This window comes from Actinopolymorpha sp. B9G3, from assembly GCF_040120725.1.
Taxonomy (GTDB): Bacteria; Actinomycetota; Actinomycetes; order Propionibacteriales; family Actinopolymorphaceae; genus Thermasporomyces.
In genome coordinates this window covers 1-24001 of sequence record NZ_JBEEAB010000034.1, presented here as the reverse complement: position 1 = coordinate 24001, position 24001 = coordinate 1, and the positions used below count along the sequence as shown (strand labels likewise).

Sequence of the window (24001 nt, the reverse complement as noted above, 5' to 3'; positions counted from 1 at the left end):
CAGGTGTGTGACGTTCAGGCCATCACCTCGTCAAGCGCGGCGTGCGGCAGCCTGTGTGCCTCGGCGACGGCGGCGTTGACCAGATGGCCCTCGTGGGTGTTGACGCCGAGCCCGAGTGCGTGGTCGGCGCGGCAGGCGTCGCGCCACCCGCGGTCGGCGAGTTCGAGAACATACGGCAGCGTGACGTTGGTGAGCGCGTAGGTCGACGTGTGCGGCACCGCCCCCGGCATGTTGGCGACGCAGTAGAACACCGAGTCGTGGACACGGTAGGTCGGCTCGTCGTGGGTCGTCGGCCGGGAGTCCTCGAAACAGCCGCCCTGGTCGATCGAGATGTCGACAAGGACGCTGCCGGGCTTCATCCGCGCCACCTGGTCGTTGGTCACCAGTGTCGGCGCCTTCGCACCGGGCACGAGGACGGCGCCGATCACGAGGTCGGCGTCGAGGACCGCGCGCTCCACTTCGTACGCATTGGAGGCGACGGTCTGCAGGTGGCCCCGGTAGATGCGGTCGGCCTGGCGGAGCCGTTCGACGTTCTTGTCCAGCAGCAGTACCTCCGCCTGCATGCCGAGGGCGATCGCGGCGGCGTTGAGGCCGGAGACACCGGCGCCGATGACCACCACCTTCGCGGCGTAGACACCGGAGACACCGCCCATGAGGATGCCCCTGCCGCCGCCCTGACGCATGAGGTGGTACGCACCGACCTGGGGGGCGAGCCGGCCCGCGACCTCGCTCATCGGCGCGAGCAGCGGGAGTGAACCGTCGGCCAGCTGGACCGTTTCGTAAGCGATACCCGTCACGCCCGAGTCGAGGAGCGCATCGGTGCAGGCCCGCGACGCGGCCAGGTGAAGGTAGGTGAAGAGGACCTGCCCCTTCGACAGCCGGTCGTACTCCTCGGCGACGGGCTCCTTGACCTTCAGCAGGAGCTCACCCTCGGCCCACACGTCGTCGGCGGTGGGCACGATCCGCGCACCGGCGCGGACGAACTCCGCGTCGGGAATCGCCGAGCCTTCGCCAGCGGAACGCTCGACCACCACGTCGTGGCCGTGCCGGGTCAGTTCGTGCGCCCCCGCCGGGGTGAGGGCGACGCGGTACTCATGACACTTGACTTCCTTGGGAACCCCGATTTTCACGGTTGCTCAGCGCCTTCCTGACTGTGTGGTGAAGGGCCCGCGGTAGCGGGGAGGCCTCACCACTGCTGGGGACGGCGTCGTTGCCGACCCACCCTTCCATCGTCGCTCGGTCGTGCGACCTCAGGTCTGGGCGGGGCGAGTGTAATCCGGATATCGCGACCTTTTGGGCGACATGCGCGCACCGCGCCAGGCCATCCTGGAAGATTCCCCGGCCTCAGTGCATCGGCGGACCTTCATGATCGCCAGACGTGTCTGGCAGGGTTGCTGCCGATGGACGTGACCGAGGCACAGACCCTGTGGGACGCCACTCCCGGGTGGCTGAACACCGCGAGCTACGGACTGCCCCCACGCCCGGCGTGGAACGCACTCCAGTCCGCACTGGACGAGTGGCGGCACGGCCGGACGAGTTGGGAGCACTGGGACGAGTCCACGCAGGCGTCCCGGGCGGCCTTCGCGCGCCTGACCGGGGCGGACGTGGGCGACATCGCCGTCGGCAGCACGGCGTCGGGGCTTCTCGCACCCGTCGCGGCGAGCCTGCCCGCCGACTCGCGGGTTGTCGTCCCCGAGATCGAGTTCACCTCCAACCTCTTTCCATGGCTGGTCCAGGCCGAGCGTGGCGTCGAGGTCGTCACGGTGCCCACCGCCCGCCTGGCCGACGCCGTGACTGCTGGCGCCGGCGGCGGTTCGGGGCGTACGACGGTCGTGGCGTTCAGCGCCGTGCAGTCGGCGACGGGCGAGGTCGCAGACCTCGAGGCCGTGGTGGAGGCAGCCCGCTCGGTCGGCGCGCTGGTGGTCGTCGACGCGAGTCAGGCTGCCGGCTGGCTGCCATGGCGCTGGTCGCGTGCCGATGTCGTCGTGGCCGCGGCGTACAAGTGGCTGATGGCGCCTCGGGGTGCGGCGTTCGGCTACTTCTCCCCCGCCGTACGTGACCGCTTCACCCCCCTGCAGGCAGGGTGGTACGCCGGCGCTGATCCGCATGACTCGTACTACGGCCCGCCGCTTCGGCTGGCGGGCGACGCCCGGCGTTTCGACGTGTCGCCGGCCTGGTTCAGCTTTGTCGGCGCCGCTCCGGCGCTCGCACTCCTGCTCCAGATCGGGATCGAGCAGGTGAACGCCCACAATGTCGCGCTCGCCAACCGGTTCCGAGCCGGGCTCGGCCTGGCGCCGGCAGACTCCGCGATCGTGTCGGCGGACATTCCCGGTGCCGAGGACAAGCTCGCCAGGGCGGGGATCAGGGCAGCCGTTCGCGACGGCCGGGTCCGGGTGTCGTGCCACGTCTACTCCACCACCGCCGACGTGGACCATGCACTCGACGCCCTGACCTGAGCGCGCTCCACAACGAGTGGTCATGGCGACGGTCGGGTAGGACCAACGCATGAACGCGCGCTTCGACCGAGCGGCCCAGCCGACATCATGAAATGCAATATCTGGAGAAGACGTTCGCGAGCTCCCTGGAGATTCTGCAGCTTAGACGTCTGTCGTACCTCAGATATGAGATATGGTCCTCGGCCATGAGCGAAGACTACCTGCGCCGGATCGGCAGCCTGATCCGCGACTCGCGCCAGCACCGAGGCTGGACCCAGGCCCGGCTGGCCGACACGCTCGGCACCAGCCAGAGCGCGATCAACCGGATCGAGCACGGCCACCAGAACCTCAGTCTCGACATGCTCGCCCGCATCGGTGAGGCTCTCGACTCGGAGATCGTCTCGCTCGGCACGTCGGGCCCGATGCACCTGCGGGTCGTCGGCGGGCGCGAACTGTCGGGCAGTATCGATGTCAAGACCAGCAAGAACGCCGGCATCGCGCTGCTCTGTGCGTCGCTGCTCAACAAGGGGCGGACCACCCTGCGCAAGGTCGCGCGCATCGAGGAGGTCAACCGGATCCTCGAGGTGCTGACCAGCATCGGAGTGCGCACCCGGTGGCTCAACCCGCAGAACGACCTCGAGATCGTGCCGCCCGCGAAGCTCGACCTCGACAGCATGGACGTCGAGGCCGCCCGCCGTACCCGGACGGTGCTCAACTTCCTCGGCCCGCTCATGCACCTGGAGGACCGGTTCAAGATCCCGCACGCGGGCGGGTGTGACCTCGGCACGCGTACCGTCGAACCGCACATGGTCGCGCTGCGTCAACTCGGCCTCGAGGTCAAGGCGACGGGCGGTTACTACCACGCCGAGGTGGACCGCTCGGTCGCACCCACCCGCCCGATCGTCCTGACCGAGCGGGGCGACATGGCGACCGAGAACGCTCTGATGGCAGCCAGCCGTCGCGATGGGGTCACCGTCATCCGCAACGCGAGCCCGAACTACATGGTGCAGGACCTGTGCTTCTTCCTGACGGAGTTGGGCGTACGCATCGACGGGATCGGGAGTACGACCCTCACCGTCCACGGCGTACCCGTCATCGACCGCGACGTCGACTACGCCCCCTCGGAGGATCCGATCGAGGCGATGAGCCTCATCGCGGCCGCCATCGTCACGTCGTCGACCATCACGATCCGTAGGGCGCCGATCGAGTTCCTCGAGATCGAGTTGGCGCTGCTGGAGGAGATGGGGCTGGCGTGTCGGCGAAACGAGGAGTACCCAGCCGTCAACGGTCACACCCGGCTGGTCGACCTGACCGTCTCGCCGGCGCGGCTGCACGCGCCGATCGACAAGATCCACCCGATGCCGTTCCCGGGGCTGAACATCGACAACCTGCCGTTCTTCGCGGTCATCGCGGCGTCGGCCCACGGGACGACACTGATCCATGACTGGGTCTACGAGAACCGGGCCATCCACCTGACCGAGCTGAACAAGCTCGGCGGCAAGGTCCGGCTGGCGGACCCGCACCGCATCTACGTCGACGGTCCGACCCACTGGTCAGGGGCAGAGGTGATCTGTCCGCCGGCGTTGCGACCCGCGGTCTGCATCCTGCTCGCGATGCTGGCGGCGAAGGGGACGTCGGTGCTGCGCAACATCTACGTCATCAACCGCGGTTACGAAGATCTGGCCGAACGCCTGAACCAACTCGGCGCCCAGATCGAGACGTTCCGCGACATCTAGTCGCTCGAGCCTTAGGGGAATGACCACGCATCCGTGATCATTCCACGTCGCGAGCGAGACGCCATTCGTCGTCGAGGATGCTGAACGCCAGGGAGTCCCGCCAGCCGTCACGGATGAGCTGGGTGTGCCGGAGGTGCCCCTCATAGGTCATCCCCAGCTTGCGGAGCACGGCCGCAGAGCCGAGGTTGCGCGGATCGCAGGTGCCGACGATGCGGTGAAGGTCCAGTTCCTCGAAACCGATGCGCAACAGCTCACGCCCGGCCGCCGTGCCCACCCCGCGACCCCACAGCCGTGGGTGCACGATGTAGGAGATCTCGCCCTGTCGGTGCGTACGGTCGAGGATCTTGAGCTCACCGTTGCCGACCACCACCCCGTCCACCTCGACCGCGTGGAGGTACCGCACCTGTGGACTCTGCTCCCACGCCTGGACAGCGGCCTTGACGAAGGCCTCTGTCTCCTCCTCCGTGCTCGGTCCCCACGTCTGGTAGCGGCACGCCTCCGGCAGACTCGCCCACGCGTGAACGGCCGGCCAATCGTCGTAGGAGAGCGGTCGCAGGCGAACATCCGTCGTCATCGCACCAGGATGCCCGCCCACGCCCACGTCGTACGAACGGATATCGCGCGGCGCCCCTCCGTGCCCGGAGGGCTCAGCGGCCGTCCGCGGGTGCGGAGTCCGCCGCCGCCGGGGCCTCGGTGACGCCGGCGAGCACGCGGTCCTCGGCGAGACCGGTCCCCCGCGTCTCCCTGGTGAGCAGCACGGCGACCACCGTCAGGGCGCCCGCCCCCAGCAGGTACACCGAGACCGGAATGCTGGAGCCGAACCTCGCGAGCAACGCCAACGCGATGATGGGCGCAAGTGAACCCGCCACCACCGAGGCCAGCTGGTAACCGATCGACGCACCGCTGTAGCGGACGCTGGTGCCGAAGAGCTCGGAGAAGAACGCCGCCTGCGGTCCGTACATCGCGGCGTGCAGGACGAGACCGACCGTGATCGCGAGGGTGATCGCGGCCTGCGACCTGGTGTCGATCAGCGGAAAGAAGGCGAAACCCCACACTCCGACACCGGCGGCTCCGGCCAGGTAGAGCGGCTTGCGTCCAACCCTGTCCGACAACGCTCCGAAGAGCGGGATGACGATGAAGTGCACCGCCGACGCGACCAGGACGGCGTTGAGGGCCACCTGCCGGTCGAGGCCCACGCTCTCGGTGACATAGGCCAGGACGAACGCCGTGAAGATGTAGTAGCAGACGTTCTCGGCGAACCGCGCCCCCATCGCCTGGAGCACCTCGCGCGGGTACTTCCGTACGACGTCGAGCGCCGGTGCCCGCCGCTGCACCTTGCGCGCCTCGAACTCCGCCTGCGCCTGCGTGAACAGTGGCGATTCGGTGAGGCGCAGCCGGATCCACAACCCGACGACGACGAGGATCGCGCTCAGCAGGAACGGCACCCGCCAACCCCACGTCGTGAACGCCTCGTCGGAGGTGGTCGAGGCGAGGATGAACAGCACCAGAACCGAGAGCAGGTTTCCCGCCGGAACCCCGGCCTGCGGCCAGCTCGACCAGAAGCCGCGGCGCTCCGCCGATCCGTGCTCGGCGACCATGAGCACCGCACCGCCCCACTCGCCGCCGACCGCGAACCCCTGGACCAACCGGCACAACAACAGCAGGAGCGGCGCCGCGACGCCGATCGTGGCGTACGTCGGCAACAGGCCGATGGCGAAGGTCGCCCCACCCATCAGGAGCAGGCTCACGACCAGCATCTTCTTCCGGCCCAGCTTGTCGCCGAAGTGACCGAAGACGATCCCACCGATCGGCCGGGCCACGAAGCCGAGCGCGTAGGTGACGAACGCCAGCATCGTGCCGACGGTCGGGTCCTGCTCGGGGAAGAACAGCGTGTTGAAGACCAGGGCGGCGGCCGAACCGTAGAGGAAGAAGTCGTACCACTCGATGGTCGTGCCGACGAGGCTCGCCATGACGACCTTGGCGAAGCTGCTGCGGGGCGCGGTGGTGCTCGCCTGGGTGGAAATCGACGGTTCCTTTCCTGGACAGCAGTCGGGTCAGGATGAGGTGATGCGGAAATGCAGGTTCAGCTGGCCGTCCAGCCACCGTCGAGGTGAAAGGACGATCCCGTGATCGATGCCGTGTCAGGGCCGCACAGGTAGGCGACCGTGCCAGCTACTTCGGCGGGCTCGATGAGTCGCTTGACCGGTGTACGGGCCAGCAGGACGCCGTCGACCACCTCTGCCTCGGTGATGCCGTGCGTCTCGGCCTGTGCCGCCAGCTGCCCTTCGACGAGCGGCGTACGCACATACCCGGGACACACCGTGTTGGAGGTGACGCCGCGTCCGGCGCCTTCGAGGGCGAGGACCTTCGACAGGCCTTCGAGCCCGTGTTTTGCCGCGACGTAGGCCGACTTGTACGCCGAGGCCCGGTGACCATGGACCGACGAGATGTGGACGAGCCGCCCCCCGCCTCGTGCGTACATGCCGGGAAGGAGGTTCTGTGCCAGCCGGAACGGCGCCTCGAGCAGCACCCGCAGGAGCAGCGCGAACCGCTCGGGCGGAAACTTTTCGACCGGCGCGATGTGCTGCAGGCCGGCACTGTTGACGAGGATGTCCGCCTCCAGCGTCAGGTCGTCGAAGGCTGCTGGTTCGGCGAGGTCCAGGGCGAGGGCGGTTCCGCCGAGCTCCCCAGCCACGGCTTCCGCTCCGTCCGCGTCCCGGTCGATGACGACGATCCGGGCGCCCGCGGCGGCGAGCCGGACCGCGCAGGCCCGGCCGATCCCGCTGGCGGCACCGGTCACGGCTGCGGTCCGGCCGGACAGATCGATCACGGGGCTCCTTCGTCGGCCCATGCCCAAGGTGCTCTGCTCATTCATGACCTCACTCTCGTTCGGTGATGAATGAGCAGAAGGTAGGCGCGGCGACCCTGCGGAGGCGATGTGTCCGGGCCACACATCATGGCCCCACCCATGTGGTGGCCCGCTATCTCCCGAAAGTGACCGAGCGCAACCGCCACAGCCTGAGGGCGAGCTGGACGTCGAGAGCGCGTTCGGGCGTACGCCAGTCCCGGCCGATCAGTGCCGCGACCCGCTCCAGCCGCTGGGTGACGGTATTGGTGTGGACGTGCAGGGCCTCGGCAGCTCTCGCCGGGCTGCCACCCGCGGCGAACCACGCCTCCAGGGTCCCGGCGAGCTCGGTTCCGCGGTCGGCGTCGTAGTCGAGCAGTGGCTTGATCGTCGCCGTCAGGAAGTCCTCGATCTCCGCCGGCCCGCCGCCGAACAGCAGCCGTGCGAAGCCCAGCCCCGCCACATCCGTCGCGTCCCCTCGCCGGCCCAGCGCGAGGAGGGCGGCGAGACACCGGTGAGCATCCCGGTGAGAGCGGGCAATCCCCTCCGGGCCCTTGCATGGGCCAGCCGCGCCCACGGTCACCGTCGTCTCGAGAACGTCGGACAGCCGGTCCCGGACGATTCGAGCCATGCCGGCCGGTTGCTCGCCGGGCAGCGCGAGGACCACTGCCCCGTCGTACACCCCGCCGAGGCCGCCCTTGCCCGCCGCGAGCCGGGACGCCGCCGCGACCACCCGATGGCGTTCGACCGCGTCGGCAGCCACCACCAGCACGACGTGTGGCGCCTCGAGATCCGTGTGGTGCCTCCGCGCCCGCTCGCGGAGGGTCGCCGGGTCGCGGTGTGGGTCGGAGAGGACGTCATCCAGAAGCTCGCCACGGACCCGGTCCTCGGCCTCCGCCATAGAACGCTGGAACAGCAGGAGGAGGGCCGTGACGAGGGCGCCGCGTTCCAGGATCCGGCGGTCGGCCTCGCCGAGATCGAGCGTGCGCCCGACGACGAGCGTGCCGAGGTGGTCGTTGCCCGCGACGGCGACCGCCAGCCAGGCCCGCTCACCCGTCGTCGCCGGGAGACGCATCTCGACGCTGCGACCGCTCCGCAAGGCTTCGGTCACCGAGGCGGCGAACGTGTCCGGAGCGTGGGCAGTAGAGGTTCCGCTCAAACCGTTCGACTGCCGGGCGGCGGAAGGGCGGCTCGGCCCGTCCGGAGGCGCGGCCCTGCCGGACACGGCCGTGAGGCCGGAAGCAGCCGCTCCGTCCCCGGCGCAGGCGATCAGATGGCCGCCAGGCTCACGGACCACGACGATGCTCCCGAGAACGTCGGCCAGCACCGAGGCCACCGCCTCCACTCCGCCCCCGTGCAGCACCACGTCGGCCAGCCGGTCGTGGGCGCTGGCGGCGAGCTCGACCGCCTCCGAATGCGCGCGTACGGTCGCGTTGGCGGCGTCCAGATCGGCGATGGCCTGCTGGGTCTCCTCGAAGAGCCGGGCGTTCTCGAGTGCGATTGCCGCGTGCGCGGCGAACGATCCGAGCAGGACGACCTCCCCGGGTGGAAACGGCCGGGCGCTCCGGTTGGCGGCGAGGAGCGCACCGACGACCTTCCCGCCGAGCAGCAGGGGTACGCCGAGAATCGCGTGGATCCCCTCCTCGGCCACCGCGCTGTCGATGTAGTCGCGATGGAGGAACCGCTGGTCGGCGAAGTAGTCGTCGGTGAAGTACGGCGCCCCGGTCTGGGCGACCAACCCGAGCAGGCCCGTGCCGAGGTCCAGACGCAGTTGCTGGAACCGCGCGGACACCGACCCGTCGGTCATCCGGATGAAGGAGTCGCCGCGGTCGTGGTCGTTGAGACTGAGGTAGGTGAGGTCGGCCCCGAGCAGTTGCCTGGCGCGCCGCACGATGGCGGTGAGCACGGCGTCGACGTCCCTGATCGAGGTGAGGTCGTTGGCGGTCTCGTACAACGCGGAGAGCTCCGCCTCGCGCTGGCGCTGGCGAGCCATCTGCGCGCGCACCCGCAGCGCGATTCCGAGCTCCTGCCGGAGTCGCTGCATCTCCTCCGGACCGGCGCCATCGGTCTGGGCGCACCGCAACTGCTCCTCGAACGCCTCGGGTGCAGCCTGCTCGTAGAGCAGCTCGACGAACGACCGGACCGCCATGGCCGGAGGCTAGTCGACCTGCGCCGGCCGCAGTAGGGCCCGGACGGTCACAGCGCGGGGCCGCTCCGTGACGGGTACGTGGTCGGGCGGGGACCGGAAAAGGTCGAGCATGAACGCACTGAACGCTGCCAAACTGGGACGTGACAGCTGTTTCGCGGGGGCAGCGTCGCCGTAGGTGAAGGGAGCGCACAGCGGTGGATGTCGATGCCATCGAGCGCACGCTGGTGCCGCCAGCTGACGCCGACCAGCCCACCCAGAAGCTGTTCCGGGCGTTCGTGCACGACGGCCGGATCCACGCGATGCCGGCGAAGTACGCCCGTCGCCGGCAGCTCCTCGACCACGTGGCCCAACTGTTCGAACCCGGCGTCAGGTATCCCGAGTCGCGCGTCAACCTGATCCTGCACCAGGTCTACGACGACTACGCCGAGCTGCGCAGGGCTCTCGTCGACGAAGGGTTCCTGGCCCGGGAGTACGGCATCTACTGGCGCATCGGCGGCACCGTCGACGTGTGAGGCGTCCCTGAGGAGTCGGCGAGCGACATGCCTCAGAGTGACGGATCGATGGCTGCCGCGAGCTGGTCACGCGCCGGCCATGGGACATCGGCCGGTCGCAGCGCGTCGTAGCCGGCTCCCTGCCGCGCCGCCCAAGCGGCGAGCGCTCCCATCACGAGGGTCGGGCTTTGCAGGTCGCCTGCCATGATGCCGGCGACGATCTCCGCCAACGGAGCCCAGGACACCGGCATGTCGGCTTCTTCATGGACGCCGTTGAACCGGTCCCCCGCCGGCACATCGTCCAGGCCGCGCGCGAGGTACATCCGCAGCGCCTCGGTCGTCATGCCGGGCGAGGTGAACACGTCGACCAGCACCCGCCAGTCCCGGGCGCGGACATGCCCCTCCTCATACAGCTCCCGCTGTGCTGCCGCAAGGTAGTCCTCACCGCGGACGTCGAGCAGGCCGGCCGGAGGTTCGTAGAGGCGGTGCCCGACCGGGTGACGGTACTGCCGGACGAGCAGCACCCGCTCCTCGTCGTCCAGCGCGATGATGCCGACCGCGCCCGGATGGACCACGACGTCGCGGGTGAAGTGTTGGCTGGTGTCCGCAGGTCCGGCGCCCACGACGTCGTCCCGGCGTACATCGACCACCCGATGCGTACGCAGGGAGTACGTCGACGAGGCGACCTGCCACTGCTCGGGCACGTCCCGCACTCCGCCCGGAACCGCCTCGTCACTCACCGGCGGGCACCGGCCTGGATCCACCCGGCGCTCGCGGCGACCCGGGCGCGTTCGCGCGCGTCGCGCTCAGCGTCCACGCCTGCGCCCTCCACGCCTGCCTCGTCCACGCCTGCGCCCTCCACGCCTGCCTCGTCCACGCCTGGGCCATCCACGCCTGGGCCATCCACGTCGGCGACCCGGTTCCCCAGCCTGCCGTCAGGGGCGTAGGCGACCTGCACGTCGCCGACCGGGAGCTGCATCTCGCGCTGCCGGACCAGCGCCGCCTCGATCAGACCGGCGAACAAGGGATGCGGGCGGGTGGGGCGGGACCGCAGCTCCGGGTGGGCCTGGGTCGCCACGAAGTACGGATGCAGGTCCGAACGCAACTCGACGAACTCCACCAGCCGGCCGTCCGGAGATGTTCCCGAGATGACCATGCCCGCGTCCTCGAGCTGCCCGCGGTAGGCGTTGTTGACCTCGTATCGGTGGCGGTGGCGCTCCTCGACGTACGGCTCGGAATAGGCCCGCCGGGTCAGCGTCCCTTCGGTGAGCTTGGCCGGATAGAGCCCGAGGCGCATGGTGCCGCCGAGATCGCCGGCGCCGGCCACGATCTCGCGCTGCTCCTCCATGGTCGCGACGACCGGATGGGAGCAGCTCGCGTCGAACTCGGTGGAGTTGGCGTCGTCGAGGCCGGCCACGTTGCGGGCGAACTCCACCACCATGCACTGCAGGCCCAGGCAGAGGCCGAGGACCGGCAGGTGGTGCTCCCTGGCGTAGGTGATGGCGCCGATCTTGCCCTCCACGCCCCGCACACCGAACCCACCAGGAATGCACACCGCATCCACGTCCGCAAGATGCTTCGCCGCGCCCTCCTGCGAGGTGCACTCGTCGGAGGGCACCCAACGGATCTCGACCCGGGTGTCGTGGTGGAAACCGCCGGCGCGCAGCGCCTCCGTGACCGAGAGGTACGCATCAGGCAGGTCGATGTACTTGCCGACCAGGGCCACCGTCACCTCGTCCGCCGGATGGTGGACCCGGCGCAGCAGCTGGTCCCAGCGGGTCCAGTCCACGTCCCGGAACGGCAGGTTGAGCCGCCGGATCATGTAGGCATCCAAGCCTTCGGCGTGCAGCACCTTGGGCAGGTCGTAGATGCTCGGTACATCCGGATTCTCGATGACCGCTTCCTCGTCGACGTCGCACATCAGCGAGATCTTGCGCTTCACGCTCGACGGGAGCTCACGATTGCAGCGGCAGACGATCGCGTCTGGCTGGATGCCGATGCTCCGCAGTGCGGCGACAGAGTGTTGGGTCGGCTTGGTCTTCAACTCGCCCGACGGACCGAGGTAGGGAACGAGAGAGACGTGCAGGAAGAAGACGTTGTCGCGGCCGACGTCATGACGTACCTGGCGAGCCGCTTCGAGGAAGGGCAACGACTCGATGTCACCGACCGTGCCACCGATCTCGGTGATCACCACGTCGACGTCAGGGCCCGCCATCGCGCGGATCCGGGCCTTGATCTCGTTGGTGATGTGCGGGATCACCTGCACGGTGTCGCCGAGGTAGTCGCCGCGACGTTCCTTCGCGATGACGCTCGAGTAGACCTGTCCGGTCGTGACATTGGCGCTGCGACCGAGGTCGACGTCGAGGAAACGTTCGTAGTGGCCGATGTCGAGATCGGTCTCGGCACCGTCACCGGTGACGAAGACCTCCCCGTGCTGGAACGGGTTCATCGTTCCGGGGTCGACGTTGAGGTAGGGGTCGAGCTTCTGCATCGTCACCCGCAGACCGCGAGCCTTGAGCAGGTTGCCCAGGCTCGAAGCGGTGAGGCCCTTGCCGAGGGAGGAGGCGACGCCTCCGGTGACGAACACGTGCCTGGTCGGCGATGAGGCTGCCAAAGCAAACTCCCCGTGGTCTGATCGAGCCGGAGACCCGGGCGGAATCCGACTAGCTCCACGGGCTTTCAGCCTATCAACGACCGTCCAGGAGGCGACACACCACGCCGGGCGGCTACCACATCGAGCCCACAGTAAGACCGTATGGGCCCGCTCGCCGCCGTGCTTACCCCGCGGCCGCCGCCATCGCCCGGCCCTTGGCGAGCATCGCCCGCGCCCGGTCGAGGTCACTCTGCTTCACCGCGTCGAGGGAACCGAACTCCCGTACCGCCTGGTAGTAGGTCCATGCCAGGCTGTAACAGGCAGGCTGTGCCCACCATGACTCGCCCGCGCAGACCGCAGACATATCGGCATAGAACGCCTCGTCCACCCGGTCCTTGTTCTCGGCGAAGATCCCCTCGAGCCGGAAGTTGCGGTAGCCGAAGTCATGGCGAGCACACGACGACTCGAAGCCGAAACCGAACGGGTTGTCCGGGCTGAACGTGCACAGGTCGGTCGACCAGTCGAAGGCGTACTCGACCCAGGCGCCCTGATCGGCGTTCGCCACCGACCAGCTCAGGCGGCTGTCCGCCGTCGGTTGGGTCCAGCTGGCGAGCACCCCGAGGCGCACCTCCTGCGGCACCGCCCCGGCAGGGACGGCGAACGCGACGAGCAGGACGAGGGCAGACACCATGCCGAGACCCAGCCGCGCGAGGGCACGGGACCGGCGGATCGGGGCGAAACGGCGAACATCCATGCGGGCCTCCCGGACGGTTCCTATCCCGAAGCACGACGAAGCAATGGAGCTGGTCAGCCGCCGAACACCGACATTGTGGGTGTTTGCGGCGAACGCCGGAAGTCGGGCGAGCTCTCCGGAAGGCCGACAACGACCGTCCTACCGGCCACGAGCTGGGGTAACGGCGCTCCTGGCCAGCTCAGGCACCAGGGCCCTCGGGCGCCTTCGGGAGCGCGCCGTCGGTCGTTCCGACCGCTCCGTAGTGGCCGGCACCGCCCCGCCGTTGCTCGACCAGCGCCCACACGATCGCGACCTGGCCGCTCGGCAGATCGGCCACATCGACCGACGACACATCAGCACTGGCGCGGCTGTCCTCGCGAAGGCTGGCAAGCACGCCCTGCTCGCCTTCGGCGGCCGACGTCTCACCGGCCATCACCACTCCCTGACCGGCATCGTCGAGCGAGCGGGCCAGCGCGACCCAAGCCGCATTCGCCGGCGTATCGGCCGATGCCGCCTCGTTCACCGCGGCGTCGCGCACCCTCGGGCCGGCCCCGGCGGTCGCTGGCGGGGCGACGACGACGGCGAAGCTCGCCCGCGCCAGGCTCGCCGGGGCATCGACGAGCCCACCCTCCCCGAACGCACCTACGACCGTCGCAGTGGCGGCATCTCCGCGGCCGGGGGCTCCGTCGTCGTCGGTGACCAGGGCCCGTGCGAGCACACTGCCTGCCTGTTCGTACGCCGAACCGGCGGCGGTCGCCGGCGCCACCCGACCGGTGGCAAGGCGGCCCGCGAGGTCCTCGAGGAACTGTTGCTCGCTCGGATCCGCCCACTTCGGCCGCACCTGCACAGTGCCGGTCACCCCACCACCGGCCGCGGCCACGATGCCCTCGACGTCTTTCACCACCGCGGTGTCCGCGCCCGGCAACGCGACGAGCACGACGTCCTGCCCGGTGAGCTGCCCGCGCACCAGGTTCGGGGCCAGGTCCTTGGCGAAGGTGTCGCGGTACCTGTCGACATGTTGGAGCTGGCTGATCCTCCCGCGGAGGTCGTCCTTCTCGCGGCCCACCTGCCGCAGGTCCGAACGCAACTCCTGGTCAAGGTCCCCCCGAAACGGTCCCGCACCCAGGGCGATTCCGACCGCGAGGGCGAGAAACACCCCGGTCATCGACACCAGGAAATAGCGGAAGTCGATCACCCGCGCATCCGTTCCCAGCCTGCGGTCGACCATGCCCAGCCGGACGCGAGCCAGTCCTGGGCCACGGGTGTCGCCGCCAACGCCACCAGCAGGGCGAGCAAACCGGCGATCACGAGAAGGACGATGTGCCAGGTCTGGATGCGGCTCTGACACAGCTCGCCGGCGGCCTTGGCGTCGACGAGTTTCGCGCCGGCCCGAAGTCTGGTGAGCAAAGTGCTGGGCGCACCCGAACGACCGCGATCGAGCAGGTCGAGCAGTGACGCACTCGTGCCAGCGACGACGATGAGGCGGGCGCCCTTGGCGTCGGCCAGCAACACCGCGAGGTCCTCGCTCGCTCCAGGGGCGTCGAATGCGCGCGAGTCCAGGCCGATGCGTTCCAGCCGGTCGGTACCAGCGGTGCTTCCGTCACGGTCGCCCTGCACCACGAGCTCAGCCCCGCACCGCAGAGCACCGTCGGGTACCAACTCCATGTCACCGACGATGATGTCGGGCGTGTGCCCTGCCGCCAGCAGCGAGTCCGCGCCACCGTCCACGCCGATGAGGACCGGCCGGTACTCGCGGATGTACGCCCGCAGGCTGGCGAGGTCCTCGCTGATCTCAGCACCCCGGACGGCGATGAGGACATGCCTGCCCGCCAGCCGGGTGTCGATGTCGGGGACCCCGACGCTCTCGAGCAGCAGGTCGTGGTTTCGCCGAAGGTGTTCGATCGTGTCCGCGGTGAACGCCTCGAGCTGGGCGACCAGACCAGCCCGTGCGGCGGCGGTCGCCTTCTCGATCGAGTTGGCGGTCTGCTCGACGCCGAACGCGACCTGCAGGTCGCCGTGGAACAGTGCCGGACCGTCCAGGCGCACCATGTCCCCGTCGGAGACCCGGCCGAACACGCCCATGCCGGCGCCGTCGACGAGTGGAATCCCGGCCGCGACGAGGACACCGGGGCCGAGGTTGGGATAGCGACCGCTGATCGACGGGGCAGCGTTGACCACCGCGGCTACACCAGCGGCGACCATGGCCTCAGCGGCCACCCGGTCGAGGTCGACATGACGGAGCACGGCGACGTCGCCGGGCCTGAGCCGTTTCAGGAGCTGGTCGACGCGACTGTCGAGCCTGGCTGGGCCACTGACACCAGGGAGTCGAGCAGGTCGAGTGCGACGCAAAGTGGGGAGTCTCATGGCGTCGAGATGCTGCCACTCGATCGCTCTATGTGTCAGCATTACTACGCAAAGTCTCATCTTCTGTGGACTCCCTCGCGTACCGGTTGGCCACCCAGCCGTATAGGTTGGCCAACCAGGAGTCGGCAGCTCGGTGCCGAACTACATCACCGCAGCCACCACCGGCAGGTCCACCCGCAGTTCCACCTCGCTCAGGGACACACCGGGACACCCGCCTCAGTTCGAGGCGGCCGCCGCCCGATCGGCCGCCGCCGAGGCGAGAAGTTCTTCGGCATGGGCGCGGGCGCTTGCGGAGTCGTCCAGGCCTGCCAACATCCTGGCCAGCTCCTCGACCCGACCCGATGCGTCGAGGTCGGTGAGTCCGCTGCGGGTGACCGATCCGTCGCTGGCTTTGCGTACGACATAGTGCCGGTCCGCGAATGCTGCCACCTGCGGAAGGTGCGTCACCACGATGACCTGGGAGGTGCGGGCCAGCATCGCCAGGCGGCGGCCGATCTCCACTGCGGCCCGACCGCCGACGCCGGCGTCCACCTCGTCGAAGACGAAGGTCGGTACGCCTCCCACGCCGGCGAACACCACCTCGACGGCCAGCATCACCCGCGAGAGCTCGCCGCCCGACGCGCCACGCTGGACAGGACGGGCTGGCGCACCAGGGTGAGGGCTCAGCCGGAGCTCCACGTCGTCGACACCGTGCGGGCCGTAGGCGACGTGTCGTCCTTCAACCGCCAGACCCGGTCGCCCCGAACCGGGCCGGTCTGATTCGCTGGCGTCGGCTTCGGCGATCTCGGTCTGGGTGACCTCGGCGGTGACCACGGCGTGTGGCATCGCCAAGGCGCTGAGCTCAGCCGTCACGGCAGTGCCGAGGCGCTCGCCGGCTGCCATGCGCGCCGCGCTGATCCTCCCGGCCAGGTCGGCCAACTCTCCGCGCAGCTGGTCCCGCTCCTGCCGTAGCGCGTCGATCCGGTCGTCGGACCCGTCGAGCTCGGCGAGTCGTTCGGCGGCGGTGCGGGCCCAGTCGAGGACGTCATCGACCGTGTCGCCGTACTTGCGGGTCAGCGCGATCAGCGCCGCCCGTCGTTCGCTGACTGCCTGGAGGCGGGCCGGGTCGGTGTCGATGCTCGTGGCGTACGAAGCGAGATCGGCCCCGGCGTCGACCACGAGGGCGACCGCCTCGGCGAGTCGGGTCGACACGGCAGCGAGGTCGGGATCGTGCACGCCAGCGCCGTCGAGCACCTTGCGGGCTCGTGCGATCTGCGATGACGCGTCGACCGGTTCGGCGGCCGGATCGTCACCACCGACCAGCGCGGTGTGGGCCTCCTCGGCCGCGCCGCGGAGCGCGTCGGCGTGCGCGAGCCGACTCTCCTCGGCGGCCAACGCCTCGTCCTCGCCCGGCTGCGGATCGGCGGCCTCGACCTCCTCGAGCCCGAAGCGCAGGCGGTCGGCCTCCTGCGCCCGATCGCGCGCCCGTTTCACGAGGTCGTCGAGCTCGGCCGACACGGCTGCCAAGCGTTGGTAGCGCTCGCGATAGACCGCAAGCGGCTTCTCGACCTCAGAACCGGCGTAACGGTCGAGAATCTCCCGCTGCCGGGCCGGCCGCAGCAGGCGCATCTGGTCGGACTGACCATGTAATGCCACGAGATCCTCGGCGAGTTCGGCCAGCAGTCCGGCTGGGACCCCGGCACCGCCGGCATAAGCACGGGAGCGACCGTCACGGGAGACGGTGCGCATGATGATGAGAGTGTCGTCGTCGAGCTCGGCGCCGGCGTCGGTCGCACGTTGCGCCACCGCGGACCCGCCGGGACATCGGACTCGTCCCTCGACGACGGCGCGTTTTCCACCGGGGCGAACCAGGCCGGCGTCCGCCCGCCCGCCGAGCAGCAGTGACAAGCCACTGACAACCATCGTCTTGCCGGCGCCGGTCTCGCCGGTGACGACGGTGAACCCGGCGTCGAGTTCGAGCTCGGCGTCTTCGATGACGCCGAGTCCCTGTATCCGGATCTCCTCCAGCATCGTCGGCACTCTACGCCGTGGGACCGACGTCATGGCTGTCCTGCTTCGCGGTGCGGGTCCTCGCCACTTCCTCGTCGGGGTGGGTTCGCCAGCTCCGTCCTCGCCATCCGTGCACCGGTAGGTCGAACTTCGCGACCAACCGGTCGGTGAACGGGCCGTGATGGAGCCTGGCCAGTCGAACGGAGTGCTCACCCCGGCGTACCTCGATCCGCGCACCAGGGCGGATCTCCTCCGTACGCCTGCCGTCACACCACAGCACCGCCGGCCCGGTGTTGCGTGGGAGCAACTCCACCGCGATCACTGAGCGCGGCGACACCACGAGCGGCCTCGCGAACAGGGCATGCGCACTCAGGGGGACCACCAGCAGCGCTTCCACCTCAGGCCACACGATCGGCCCACCCGCCGAGAATGCATAGGCGGTGGAACCGGTCGGCGTCGCCGCGACGATGCCGTCGCCGCCCCAGCGCGACAGCGGACGCCCGTCGACCTCGACGACGAGTTCGAGCATTCGTTCCCGCGCCGACTTCTCCACACTGGCGTCGTTGAGCGCCCAGTCCTGGGCGATGACGATGCCGTCCTGGGTCACCGTCACGTCCAGGGTCATCCGTTCTTCCACGGCGTACCTTCGATGGACCACGTGGTCGATGGTGACGTCGAGGTCGTCACGTTCGGACTCGGCCAGGAACCCCACGTGGCCGAGATTGACGCCCAACACAGGGGTACGGGAGGCCCGGGCGACCTCGGCCCCGCGCAGGATCGTTCCGTCGCCGCCGAGCACCATCACGATCTCGCAACCCTCGGCGGCATCGGCCGAGACGTCGGTGACCTCCGCGTCCGGAATCCCGAGGTCGGCGGCATCCGGCGCCAGGACCCGCACCTCGATCCCCGCCCGGCGCAGGCGGCCGGCGGCATCCCGTGCGACCTCGATCGCCTCCGGGCGACCGGTGTGAGCGACGAGCAGCACGCGGCGGGGGTTGCCTCCGCTCACGGTCGTGGTCCCTTCGTGCGTAGGACGGTGCCGCATCCGACTGTCTCGTCGACGGTGATGTCGTGCGGGTCGCCGGCGAGTGGGTCAGGAGGTTCCGGCCGGATCCTCATGACCTTCTCCGGCCGCCACGAGGGTCTCGTGCAGCCTGCGGTGCGCGTCTTCGTAGATGTGGACGTGCTCGCTCGGTGGCAGGCCGTCGAGTTCACTGAGCCGGTCGAGGACGGCGTCGACGTCGTCCCTGCCGGTCGGCATGTAGCCAGGAAAGGTCTCGTCGTCACCGTGCGCCGCGGCTTGAGGTTCAGCGCCATGTTCTGGTTCAGCGCCGTGTTCTGGTTCAGCGCCGTGTTCTGGTTCAGCGCCGTGTTCTGGTTCAGCGCCGTGTTCTGGTTCAGCGCCGTGTTCTGGTTCAGCGCCGTGTTCAGCCGCGCGCTCCTCGCTCTCCGCCGGATGGTCGACCACCGACTCCACGACCGCGCGACCACTCTCCACGCTGAACGAATCGTCGCTCGGGTCAGCGAGTGCGCCAAACTGCTCGACTTCCGCATCGGTCTCTGGTCCTACCTGGCCGAACTCCTGGTGTTCCACCTGGCCCGCTTCTCCCCTTCGATCCGCGTACGAGTGTTGACCTGCGTGCCCACCCTGGGGCTCCCGTCTCTCTGACGGCTGATGGGTGGCGCCCCTCACAGGCGACCATGAATCGACGGCGAGCCCACGCCACGGACACTAACTCATCGCTTCGCGTCCTTTTCCAGACCTTCGAGGACCTCGGCCGCGTCAACCCGCGCCGGATCGCCCCTGGCCCACATGGCCGCCAGGACCGCGCGCGCGGCGTCGAGGGGATCGCCGTCGCCGGTGAGCCGCGGTTGGAGGGTGTCAGCACCTTGACTCTCGAGTTCGACCCGCCAGCCCCCGCAGGTCGTCCCATCAGGTCCGACCACGGGAGACGGGTGTGGGACGAACATGCCATCGAGATCCCGGGAGAGGTAGGTCGGCCGCCGATGCGGCGGTGCCGTCGCCAAGTCCACCAAGCTGGTCACGCCGGTGAGCACCAGCAGGCTGGGCAGCCCGGCTTTATGCGCCCCTTCGATGTCGGTGTCGAGCCGGTCACCGATGACGAGCGGCCGGTCAGCGCCGGAACTCACGACCGCCTCGAGGAACAGCGGCGGCTCCGGCTTGCCGGCGACGAGGGGACTCCTGCCGGTCGCTATCCGGATCACCTCGACCAATGCCCCGTTGCCGGGGGCGAGACCATCGTCGGTCGGGAGCGTGCGGTCGACATTCGAGGCGATCCAGGGCAGATCGGAGGCGAGGGCGTACGCCCCTTCCGCGAGCTGGCGCCATCCGACATCTGGGTGGAAGCCCTGCACGACCGCGGCCGGAGCGTCCGTGGCGGAGAACACCGGAACAAGGCCACGCTCGGACAACGCGACTGACAGACCCTCTCCACCGACGACGAGGACCCGCGACCCGGCGGGTACCCGGTCGGCGACCAGGTGAGCCGCGGCTTGTGCCGACGTCACGACGTCGGCCGCGGTGGCGGGAACCCCCACCCGCTGGAGATGTTCGCTCACGGCATCAGGCGTACGGGATGCGTTGTTCGTGACGAATCTGACCTTCATGCCAAGCTCACGGACCCTGCCCAGTGCCTCCGGCGCCCCCGCCACCGGCTCGTCACCGACGTAGACGACGCCGTCGAGATCGAACAGACCTACGTCATGACCCTGAACCAGCGCCTCACCTGCCGCGGACAGCGGGGGCGGAGCAGAACTCGATGCTGACCTGCTCACGCCGGACCTCCACGGGCCTGCAACGTCGCCCGCACCTGGCGGAGTGCCTGGGCGTAGTGCCGAGCACTTGGTTGCATCGCCGCGGCCATCGCGAGGTGAGGCGCGGCCGCATGGTGATCGCCGAGTCGGCTGAGCGCGAGTCCCAGCCCGAACTGTGCGTAGTCATCGGAAGGATCCTGCTCGACGAGCGCGGCGAACGTCTCGGCCGAGTCCGAGTAGCGCCGGGAGTTGAACTGGGCCCGTGCCAGAGCCTCGCGAATGGACTTCGAGGTGGGTTCGGCCTCATGCGCATGGGACAGAATCTGTGCCGCGGCAGCCACATCTCCGGATCCGAGCAGGTCGAGGCCCCGGCGATACCAGTCGTAGACGCCACCAGTCGGCCGGCCCGCCGGACTCTCGACGTGACCCGACGTCGTGTCGCTGTCATCCACAATGTCCTCCCGATCCACGGCTTCTCCTGCCGCGTGCACCTAAGGCAGAGGGCCGACGGCCGCTCCGCGCGTATCCCCATCGGGTACGCGAACAGGGCTCGGCCTCCTACCATGCCCAGCGTGACTGATGCCGCCCCCGGACGCCGCCCGCTCGTGCTCAAAGCCTTCCGCGGCCTGCGATACTCGCCTGCTCTTGTGTCGGACCTCGCGTCGGTCACCTCACCGCCGTATGACACTCTCGACGACGACGCGATCGCCGCCCTCGAGGCGGCAGAGCCCTACAACATCGTCCGAATCATCCTTCCACGCCCCAGCAAACACCCTGCGCACAGCGGCGCGGCGACCGATGTCGGCGCCGCCCAGCGGCCCGCCGCGACTCCACGAAACCGAGCCTTTCCGGACGTACGGGCCGACGAGAGTCGCTATGACCATGCCCGTGACCTCTTCATCCAGTGGCGCCGCGAGGGAGTGGTGGTCCCTGACGACACACCGGCGCTATATGTCTACGAACAGGATCTCGATCTCACGGTTCCTCTGCAGGAGCACTCGGCCCATGTGCAGGATGCCACTTGGCGCCGGAGTTCCCCATCGGACCGAACGCAGCGACGAGTCGTTCTTCGCGGCCTGCTGGGCGCCGTTGCCCTGCGGGCCTATGACGAGCAGGTGATCCTTCCTCACGAGGATGTGCTCCCCGGACCTGTCGGCGACCGGCTCGCTCTGATGCGCGCCTGCGCGGCGAACTTCGAGCCAATCCTCCTCGCGTACGACGGGGACGGTCAGGCGTCAGCACTCGTCGACGCCGCCACGACGGCAGAGCCGTTGGTCGATGCCCTGGCCCCGGATGGCACCGGCCATCGGATCTGGCGGCTGGACGACCCCGCCCACCTCGCCGCGATCGCGGCCGACCTCGCTCCGCGGCAGGCGCTGATCGCCGACGGCCATCACAGGTACGCCGCCTACCTGCGTCTCCAGGCCGAGCGCCACGCCGGCGGCGCAGGTGAAGGGCCATGGGACAACGGACTGGCACTCCTGGTCGACCACCGCGCGCATCCGCTCGAACTTCGCGCCATCCACCGTCTGGTCACCGGACTCTCTATGCAGGACGTCGCCGACCGCGTGGCACCTCAGGTTGAGGTCCTCGCGTACGGCGGTGACAGCTCGGCAGCTCGGCAGGCGATCGCAGACTGCCAGGGCGCAGCACACGGATTCCTGCTGACCGACGGGAGCGCCTGGATGCTCCTGCGTGTTTCCCTCCGCGGCAAGCAAACGTCAGATACCCCTTCGGCGCTCGACACCGAGATCCTGCACGGACTCATCCTCGGCCACCTCCTGCGCATTCCGGAGGACCGGATCAGATACGTGCACGACGCCGGTTCTGCGATTCAGGCGGCCCGAGCTGACGAGGACACGGTGGCGGTCTTGCTCAATCCCGTGGATCTCACCCGGGTCCAGCAGGTAGCCCGCCACGGCGGGCGCATGCCGCGAAAGTCGACGTCGTTCGGGCCGAAGCCACGGACCGGCTTCGTCATGCGGAGTTTCGACGAGGGTTAGACGACCTGGCGCGCACCACCGTCCTGACCTTCGACATTGCGGCTTTCGGCATGTGGTCGCGCACCGTCGGCCGTCGCGCCGATCAGCCGTGCACGCTGGACCTCCACCTCGTAACGACTGACTGTCCCAGCTTCCGTCCGCCGGAACCGGCGCCGCAACGCACCGACGACCTCGACGACATCGCCGAGCTCCCACCGTCGCATCTCGTCATGCCACTGTTCGGACCACGCCACACAGTCGATGGCGTCGATCCTGGCAGTGCGGCCGTGCAGGGATTCCGGGTCACGCTCCACAACGATGCGTATGCCGCTGACGATGTCCCCACTGGGAAGTTCACGCCGGGTGGCGCACATGGACACCCTGCCCACCAGGAGCACCTCGTTACGGTGCACAGTGAGTGACCGCTCTTCCAGCGTCATGGCTCACCTCCGTCAAGAATTCAAGGTGATCCCACTCTCGTTCCTACGTGGCAAGGATCCCGGAACTCTCAGGCCGCCTGTGGAGAACCTCGCCGATTCTGTTGCTGTGGACAGAAAGTGCGCTCCGTCCCACGGGTAGCGCAACGAACGCACCCGCTACTGGAGTGCCGTTCGACGTTCGTCAGCGTCGGTCTCGGTGTCGACGTCTGCGGCCGCAGCTCGCGCGAACCACTCGGAGGCCTCCTCGCGGCGGTCCAGTTCCTGCAGGACATCCGCATACGCATAACGAAGTCTCGCTACCGAGGTGCCGATCGCCTGGCTGTGCAGGTCCGGCACGTCGAGCAGACCCAAGGCGGCACCTGGCTGGCCGAGATCGCGTCGGGCCCCTGCCTCCACGATCAGAAGCTCGACTCTCGTCGCGTGATCGAGGCGGGCCCGCTCGACACTTGCGGCAAGCTCCAAGGCGCGTTCGGGCCGGCCTAGTCCGCGTTCGCTGTCCGCCATGACGGGCGCGTAGTGCTCGCTCCCCGTCATCCGGCGTGCCGCTCGTAACTCGGCCAGCGCTTGCTCGAAGTGTCCAGCCGCGTAGGCGGCATACCCACAGGCCTCTCGGACGACGCCCAGTCGGTAGCCCTCCCGCCGCGCGGCCAGCGCATGCGCCAGAGCGGTTTCAGGGTCGTCATCAAGCAGTTGGCCCGCGGCGACGAGGTGCCGTGCGACCCGTTCCGCAGCTGGTCGGGTCAGGGTGCCTAGCTCGCTGCGTACCGCGGAGTCAAGCTCCAGACCGGTGATGCCATCCGGCACCGTCGGACCAGGATCGGGAGCTGGCCGTGCAGGTGCGCCACCCCCCGTTCGCCCGGTTCGCCGGTCCGCTGGCCGTTTACTGGGCCCGCCCGCCTTGCCAGACCGTTGCTCTCGGCGATCTCCGCCTGGCTTCCCCGCACGGGAACCCCGCATGGCCCCGCCGCCGCCGGAACGACCCGGACTTCCCTGCGAACGACCCTGCCCGCGGCGATCGTCACCGGACCGGGATGGGCGACCCGAAGGTTCGCCACTCCTCGACCGACCCCAGCCCTCCCGGGCCGGACGCGGAGCCGCCCCGCCGCCCCCGGCGGGCTTATCTGTCCGTCCGGAGCCCGAGGGCCGCCTAGGTTGCCCCCGGTCGGAAGACCTGGTGTCCTTGGACGGCCGTCCCTTCGCAGAGCGGCGATCGTCCGGTTGACCGCGCTTCCGGTCCGGCCGCTTGCGCTGTCGATCGTCACGGCCATCATCGCCGCTGCCATCGCGTCGCGACCGCTCACCCATTCCGTTCGTTCCTCCAAGCCTGCGACACTGCCGAACACCGTACATACCTCGGGACGCAAGAAGAGGGCCGCCCTGGTGGGTGGCCCTCTTCTTGTGTGTGGTGTCCGGCGGTGTCCTACTCTCCCACAGGGTGGCCCCTGCAGTACCATCGGCGCTGGAGGGCT

Annotated in this window: 22 protein-coding genes; 5 read left to right on the top strand and 17 right to left on the bottom strand. The window is 69.2% G+C overall.

Annotated features, from left to right (window positions below; genetic code table 11):
- Positions 1-14: 14 nt before the first annotated feature.
- The gene (ald, locus tag ABNF93_RS32430) at positions 15-1130 is read right to left on the bottom strand and encodes an alanine dehydrogenase (RefSeq protein WP_349332085.1); all 1116 of its coding nucleotides are present in this window, start codon (positions 1128-1130) and stop codon (positions 15-17) included.
- 270 nt (positions 1131-1400) lie between these two features.
- Here ald and ABNF93_RS32425 point away from each other — a divergent pair, with 270 nt between their 5' ends.
- Both ABNF93_RS32425 and ABNF93_RS32420 read left to right on the top strand, forming a co-directional pair.
- Positions 1401-2456, top strand: a complete 1056-nt coding sequence (locus ABNF93_RS32425; RefSeq protein WP_349332084.1) for an aminotransferase class V-fold PLP-dependent enzyme — start codon at positions 1401-1403, stop codon at positions 2454-2456.
- A gap of 185 nt (positions 2457-2641) precedes the next feature.
- Positions 2642-4171 (top strand): helix-turn-helix domain-containing protein, encoded by a 1530-nt coding sequence (locus ABNF93_RS32420; protein ID WP_349332083.1) that lies wholly within the window; start codon positions 2642-2644, stop codon positions 4169-4171.
- Between the two features lie 37 nt (positions 4172-4208).
- On the opposite strand, the gene ABNF93_RS32415 is transcribed toward ABNF93_RS32420, so the two are convergent.
- The 4 genes from ABNF93_RS32415 to ABNF93_RS32400 form a co-directional block, all read right to left on the bottom strand.
- Positions 4209-4745, bottom strand: a complete 537-nt coding sequence (locus ABNF93_RS32415) for a GNAT family N-acetyltransferase (protein ID WP_349332082.1) — start codon at positions 4743-4745, stop codon at positions 4209-4211.
- A gap of 73 nt (positions 4746-4818) precedes the next feature.
- Positions 4819-6141 (bottom strand): MFS transporter, encoded by a 1323-nt coding sequence (locus tag ABNF93_RS32410; RefSeq protein ID WP_349332081.1) that lies wholly within the window; start codon positions 6139-6141, stop codon positions 4819-4821.
- A gap of 113 nt (positions 6142-6254) precedes the next feature.
- Complete coding sequence (locus ABNF93_RS32405) at positions 6255-7001, bottom strand: 3-hydroxybutyrate dehydrogenase (RefSeq protein WP_349332080.1); 747 nt, start codon at positions 6999-7001, stop codon at positions 6255-6257.
- 151 nt (positions 7002-7152) lie between these two features.
- Entirely contained in the window at positions 7153-9165 is a 2013-nt protein-coding gene (locus tag ABNF93_RS32400) for a helix-turn-helix domain-containing protein (RefSeq protein WP_349332079.1), read from the bottom strand.
- Positions 9166-9359: 194 nt separating this feature from the next.
- Between ABNF93_RS32400 and ABNF93_RS32395 the strand changes: the two genes are divergently transcribed.
- Positions 9360-9677 carry a DUF2087 domain-containing protein gene (locus ABNF93_RS32395; protein ID WP_349332078.1) on the top strand — a complete coding sequence of 106 codons (318 nt, stop codon included), beginning with the start codon at positions 9360-9362 and terminating at the stop codon, positions 9675-9677.
- Positions 9678-9709: 32 nt separating this feature from the next.
- Here the strand turns inward: ABNF93_RS32395 and ABNF93_RS32390 are convergent, their stop codons facing one another.
- The 8 genes from ABNF93_RS32390 to ABNF93_RS32355 form a co-directional block, all read right to left on the bottom strand.
- A complete protein-coding gene (locus ABNF93_RS32390) occupies positions 9710-10396 on the bottom strand; it encodes an NUDIX domain-containing protein (protein ID WP_349332077.1) in 687 nt (228 codons plus the stop codon).
- A complete protein-coding gene (gene pyrG / locus ABNF93_RS32385; protein ID WP_349332076.1) occupies positions 10393-12270 on the bottom strand; it encodes a CTP synthase in 1878 nt (625 codons plus the stop codon). The genes ABNF93_RS32390 and pyrG overlap by 4 nt, the downstream gene beginning before the upstream one ends.
- Positions 12271-12433: 163 nt before the next feature.
- Positions 12434-13003 (bottom strand): phospholipase, encoded by a 570-nt coding sequence (locus ABNF93_RS32380; RefSeq protein ID WP_349332075.1) that lies wholly within the window; start codon positions 13001-13003, stop codon positions 12434-12436.
- 178 nt (positions 13004-13181) lie between these two features.
- A complete protein-coding gene (locus tag ABNF93_RS32375; RefSeq protein ID WP_349332074.1) occupies positions 13182-14177 on the bottom strand; it encodes a copper transporter in 996 nt (331 codons plus the stop codon).
- Positions 14174-15346 (bottom strand): putative cytokinetic ring protein SteA, encoded by a 1173-nt coding sequence (gene steA / locus ABNF93_RS32370; RefSeq protein ID WP_349332073.1) that lies wholly within the window; start codon positions 15344-15346, stop codon positions 14174-14176. Before steA ends, ABNF93_RS32375 begins: the two co-directional genes overlap by 4 nt.
- A gap of 216 nt (positions 15347-15562) precedes the next feature.
- Positions 15563-17356: a DNA repair protein RecN gene (gene recN, locus ABNF93_RS32365; RefSeq protein ID WP_349332072.1), complete on the bottom strand. Its 1794-nt coding sequence runs from the start codon at positions 17354-17356 to the stop codon at positions 15563-15565.
- A gap of 10 nt (positions 17357-17366) precedes the next feature.
- Positions 17367-18380 (bottom strand): NAD kinase, encoded by a 1014-nt coding sequence (locus ABNF93_RS32360; RefSeq protein ID WP_349332071.1) that lies wholly within the window; start codon positions 18378-18380, stop codon positions 17367-17369.
- A gap of 48 nt (positions 18381-18428) precedes the next feature.
- Complete coding sequence (locus ABNF93_RS32355) at positions 18429-18596, bottom strand: hypothetical protein (protein WP_349332070.1); 168 nt, start codon at positions 18594-18596, stop codon at positions 18429-18431.
- Positions 18597-18650: 54 nt separating this feature from the next.
- Between ABNF93_RS32355 and ABNF93_RS32350 the strand changes: the two genes are divergently transcribed.
- Positions 18651-19004, top strand: a complete 354-nt coding sequence (locus ABNF93_RS32350) for a hypothetical protein (protein WP_349332069.1) — start codon at positions 18651-18653, stop codon at positions 19002-19004.
- 68 nt (positions 19005-19072) lie between these two features.
- On the opposite strand, the gene ABNF93_RS32345 is transcribed toward ABNF93_RS32350, so the two are convergent.
- Entirely contained in the window at positions 19073-20131 is a 1059-nt protein-coding gene (locus tag ABNF93_RS32345; RefSeq protein ID WP_349332068.1) for an HAD-IIA family hydrolase, read from the bottom strand.
- Complete coding sequence (locus ABNF93_RS32340; protein ID WP_349332067.1) at positions 20128-20580, bottom strand: tetratricopeptide repeat protein; 453 nt, start codon at positions 20578-20580, stop codon at positions 20128-20130. Before ABNF93_RS32340 ends, ABNF93_RS32345 begins: the two co-directional genes overlap by 4 nt.
- 102 nt (positions 20581-20682) lie before the next feature.
- Here ABNF93_RS32340 and ABNF93_RS32335 point away from each other — a divergent pair, with 102 nt between their 5' ends.
- The gene (locus ABNF93_RS32335; RefSeq protein ID WP_349332066.1) at positions 20683-22113 is read left to right on the top strand and encodes a DUF1015 family protein; all 1431 of its coding nucleotides are present in this window, start codon (positions 20683-20685) and stop codon (positions 22111-22113) included.
- Here ABNF93_RS32335 and ABNF93_RS32330 read toward each other — a convergent pair.
- Together ABNF93_RS32330 and ABNF93_RS32325 are read right to left on the bottom strand one after the other, a co-directional pair.
- Positions 22110-22532 (bottom strand): single-stranded DNA-binding protein, encoded by a 423-nt coding sequence (locus ABNF93_RS32330; protein WP_349332065.1) that lies wholly within the window; start codon positions 22530-22532, stop codon positions 22110-22112. The genes ABNF93_RS32335 and ABNF93_RS32330 overlap by 4 nt on opposite strands.
- A 156-nt stretch (positions 22533-22688) precedes the next feature.
- Positions 22689-23336 (bottom strand): tetratricopeptide repeat protein, encoded by a 648-nt coding sequence (locus tag ABNF93_RS32325; protein WP_349332064.1) that lies wholly within the window; start codon positions 23334-23336, stop codon positions 22689-22691.
- Positions 23337-24001: the final 665 nt, after the last annotated feature.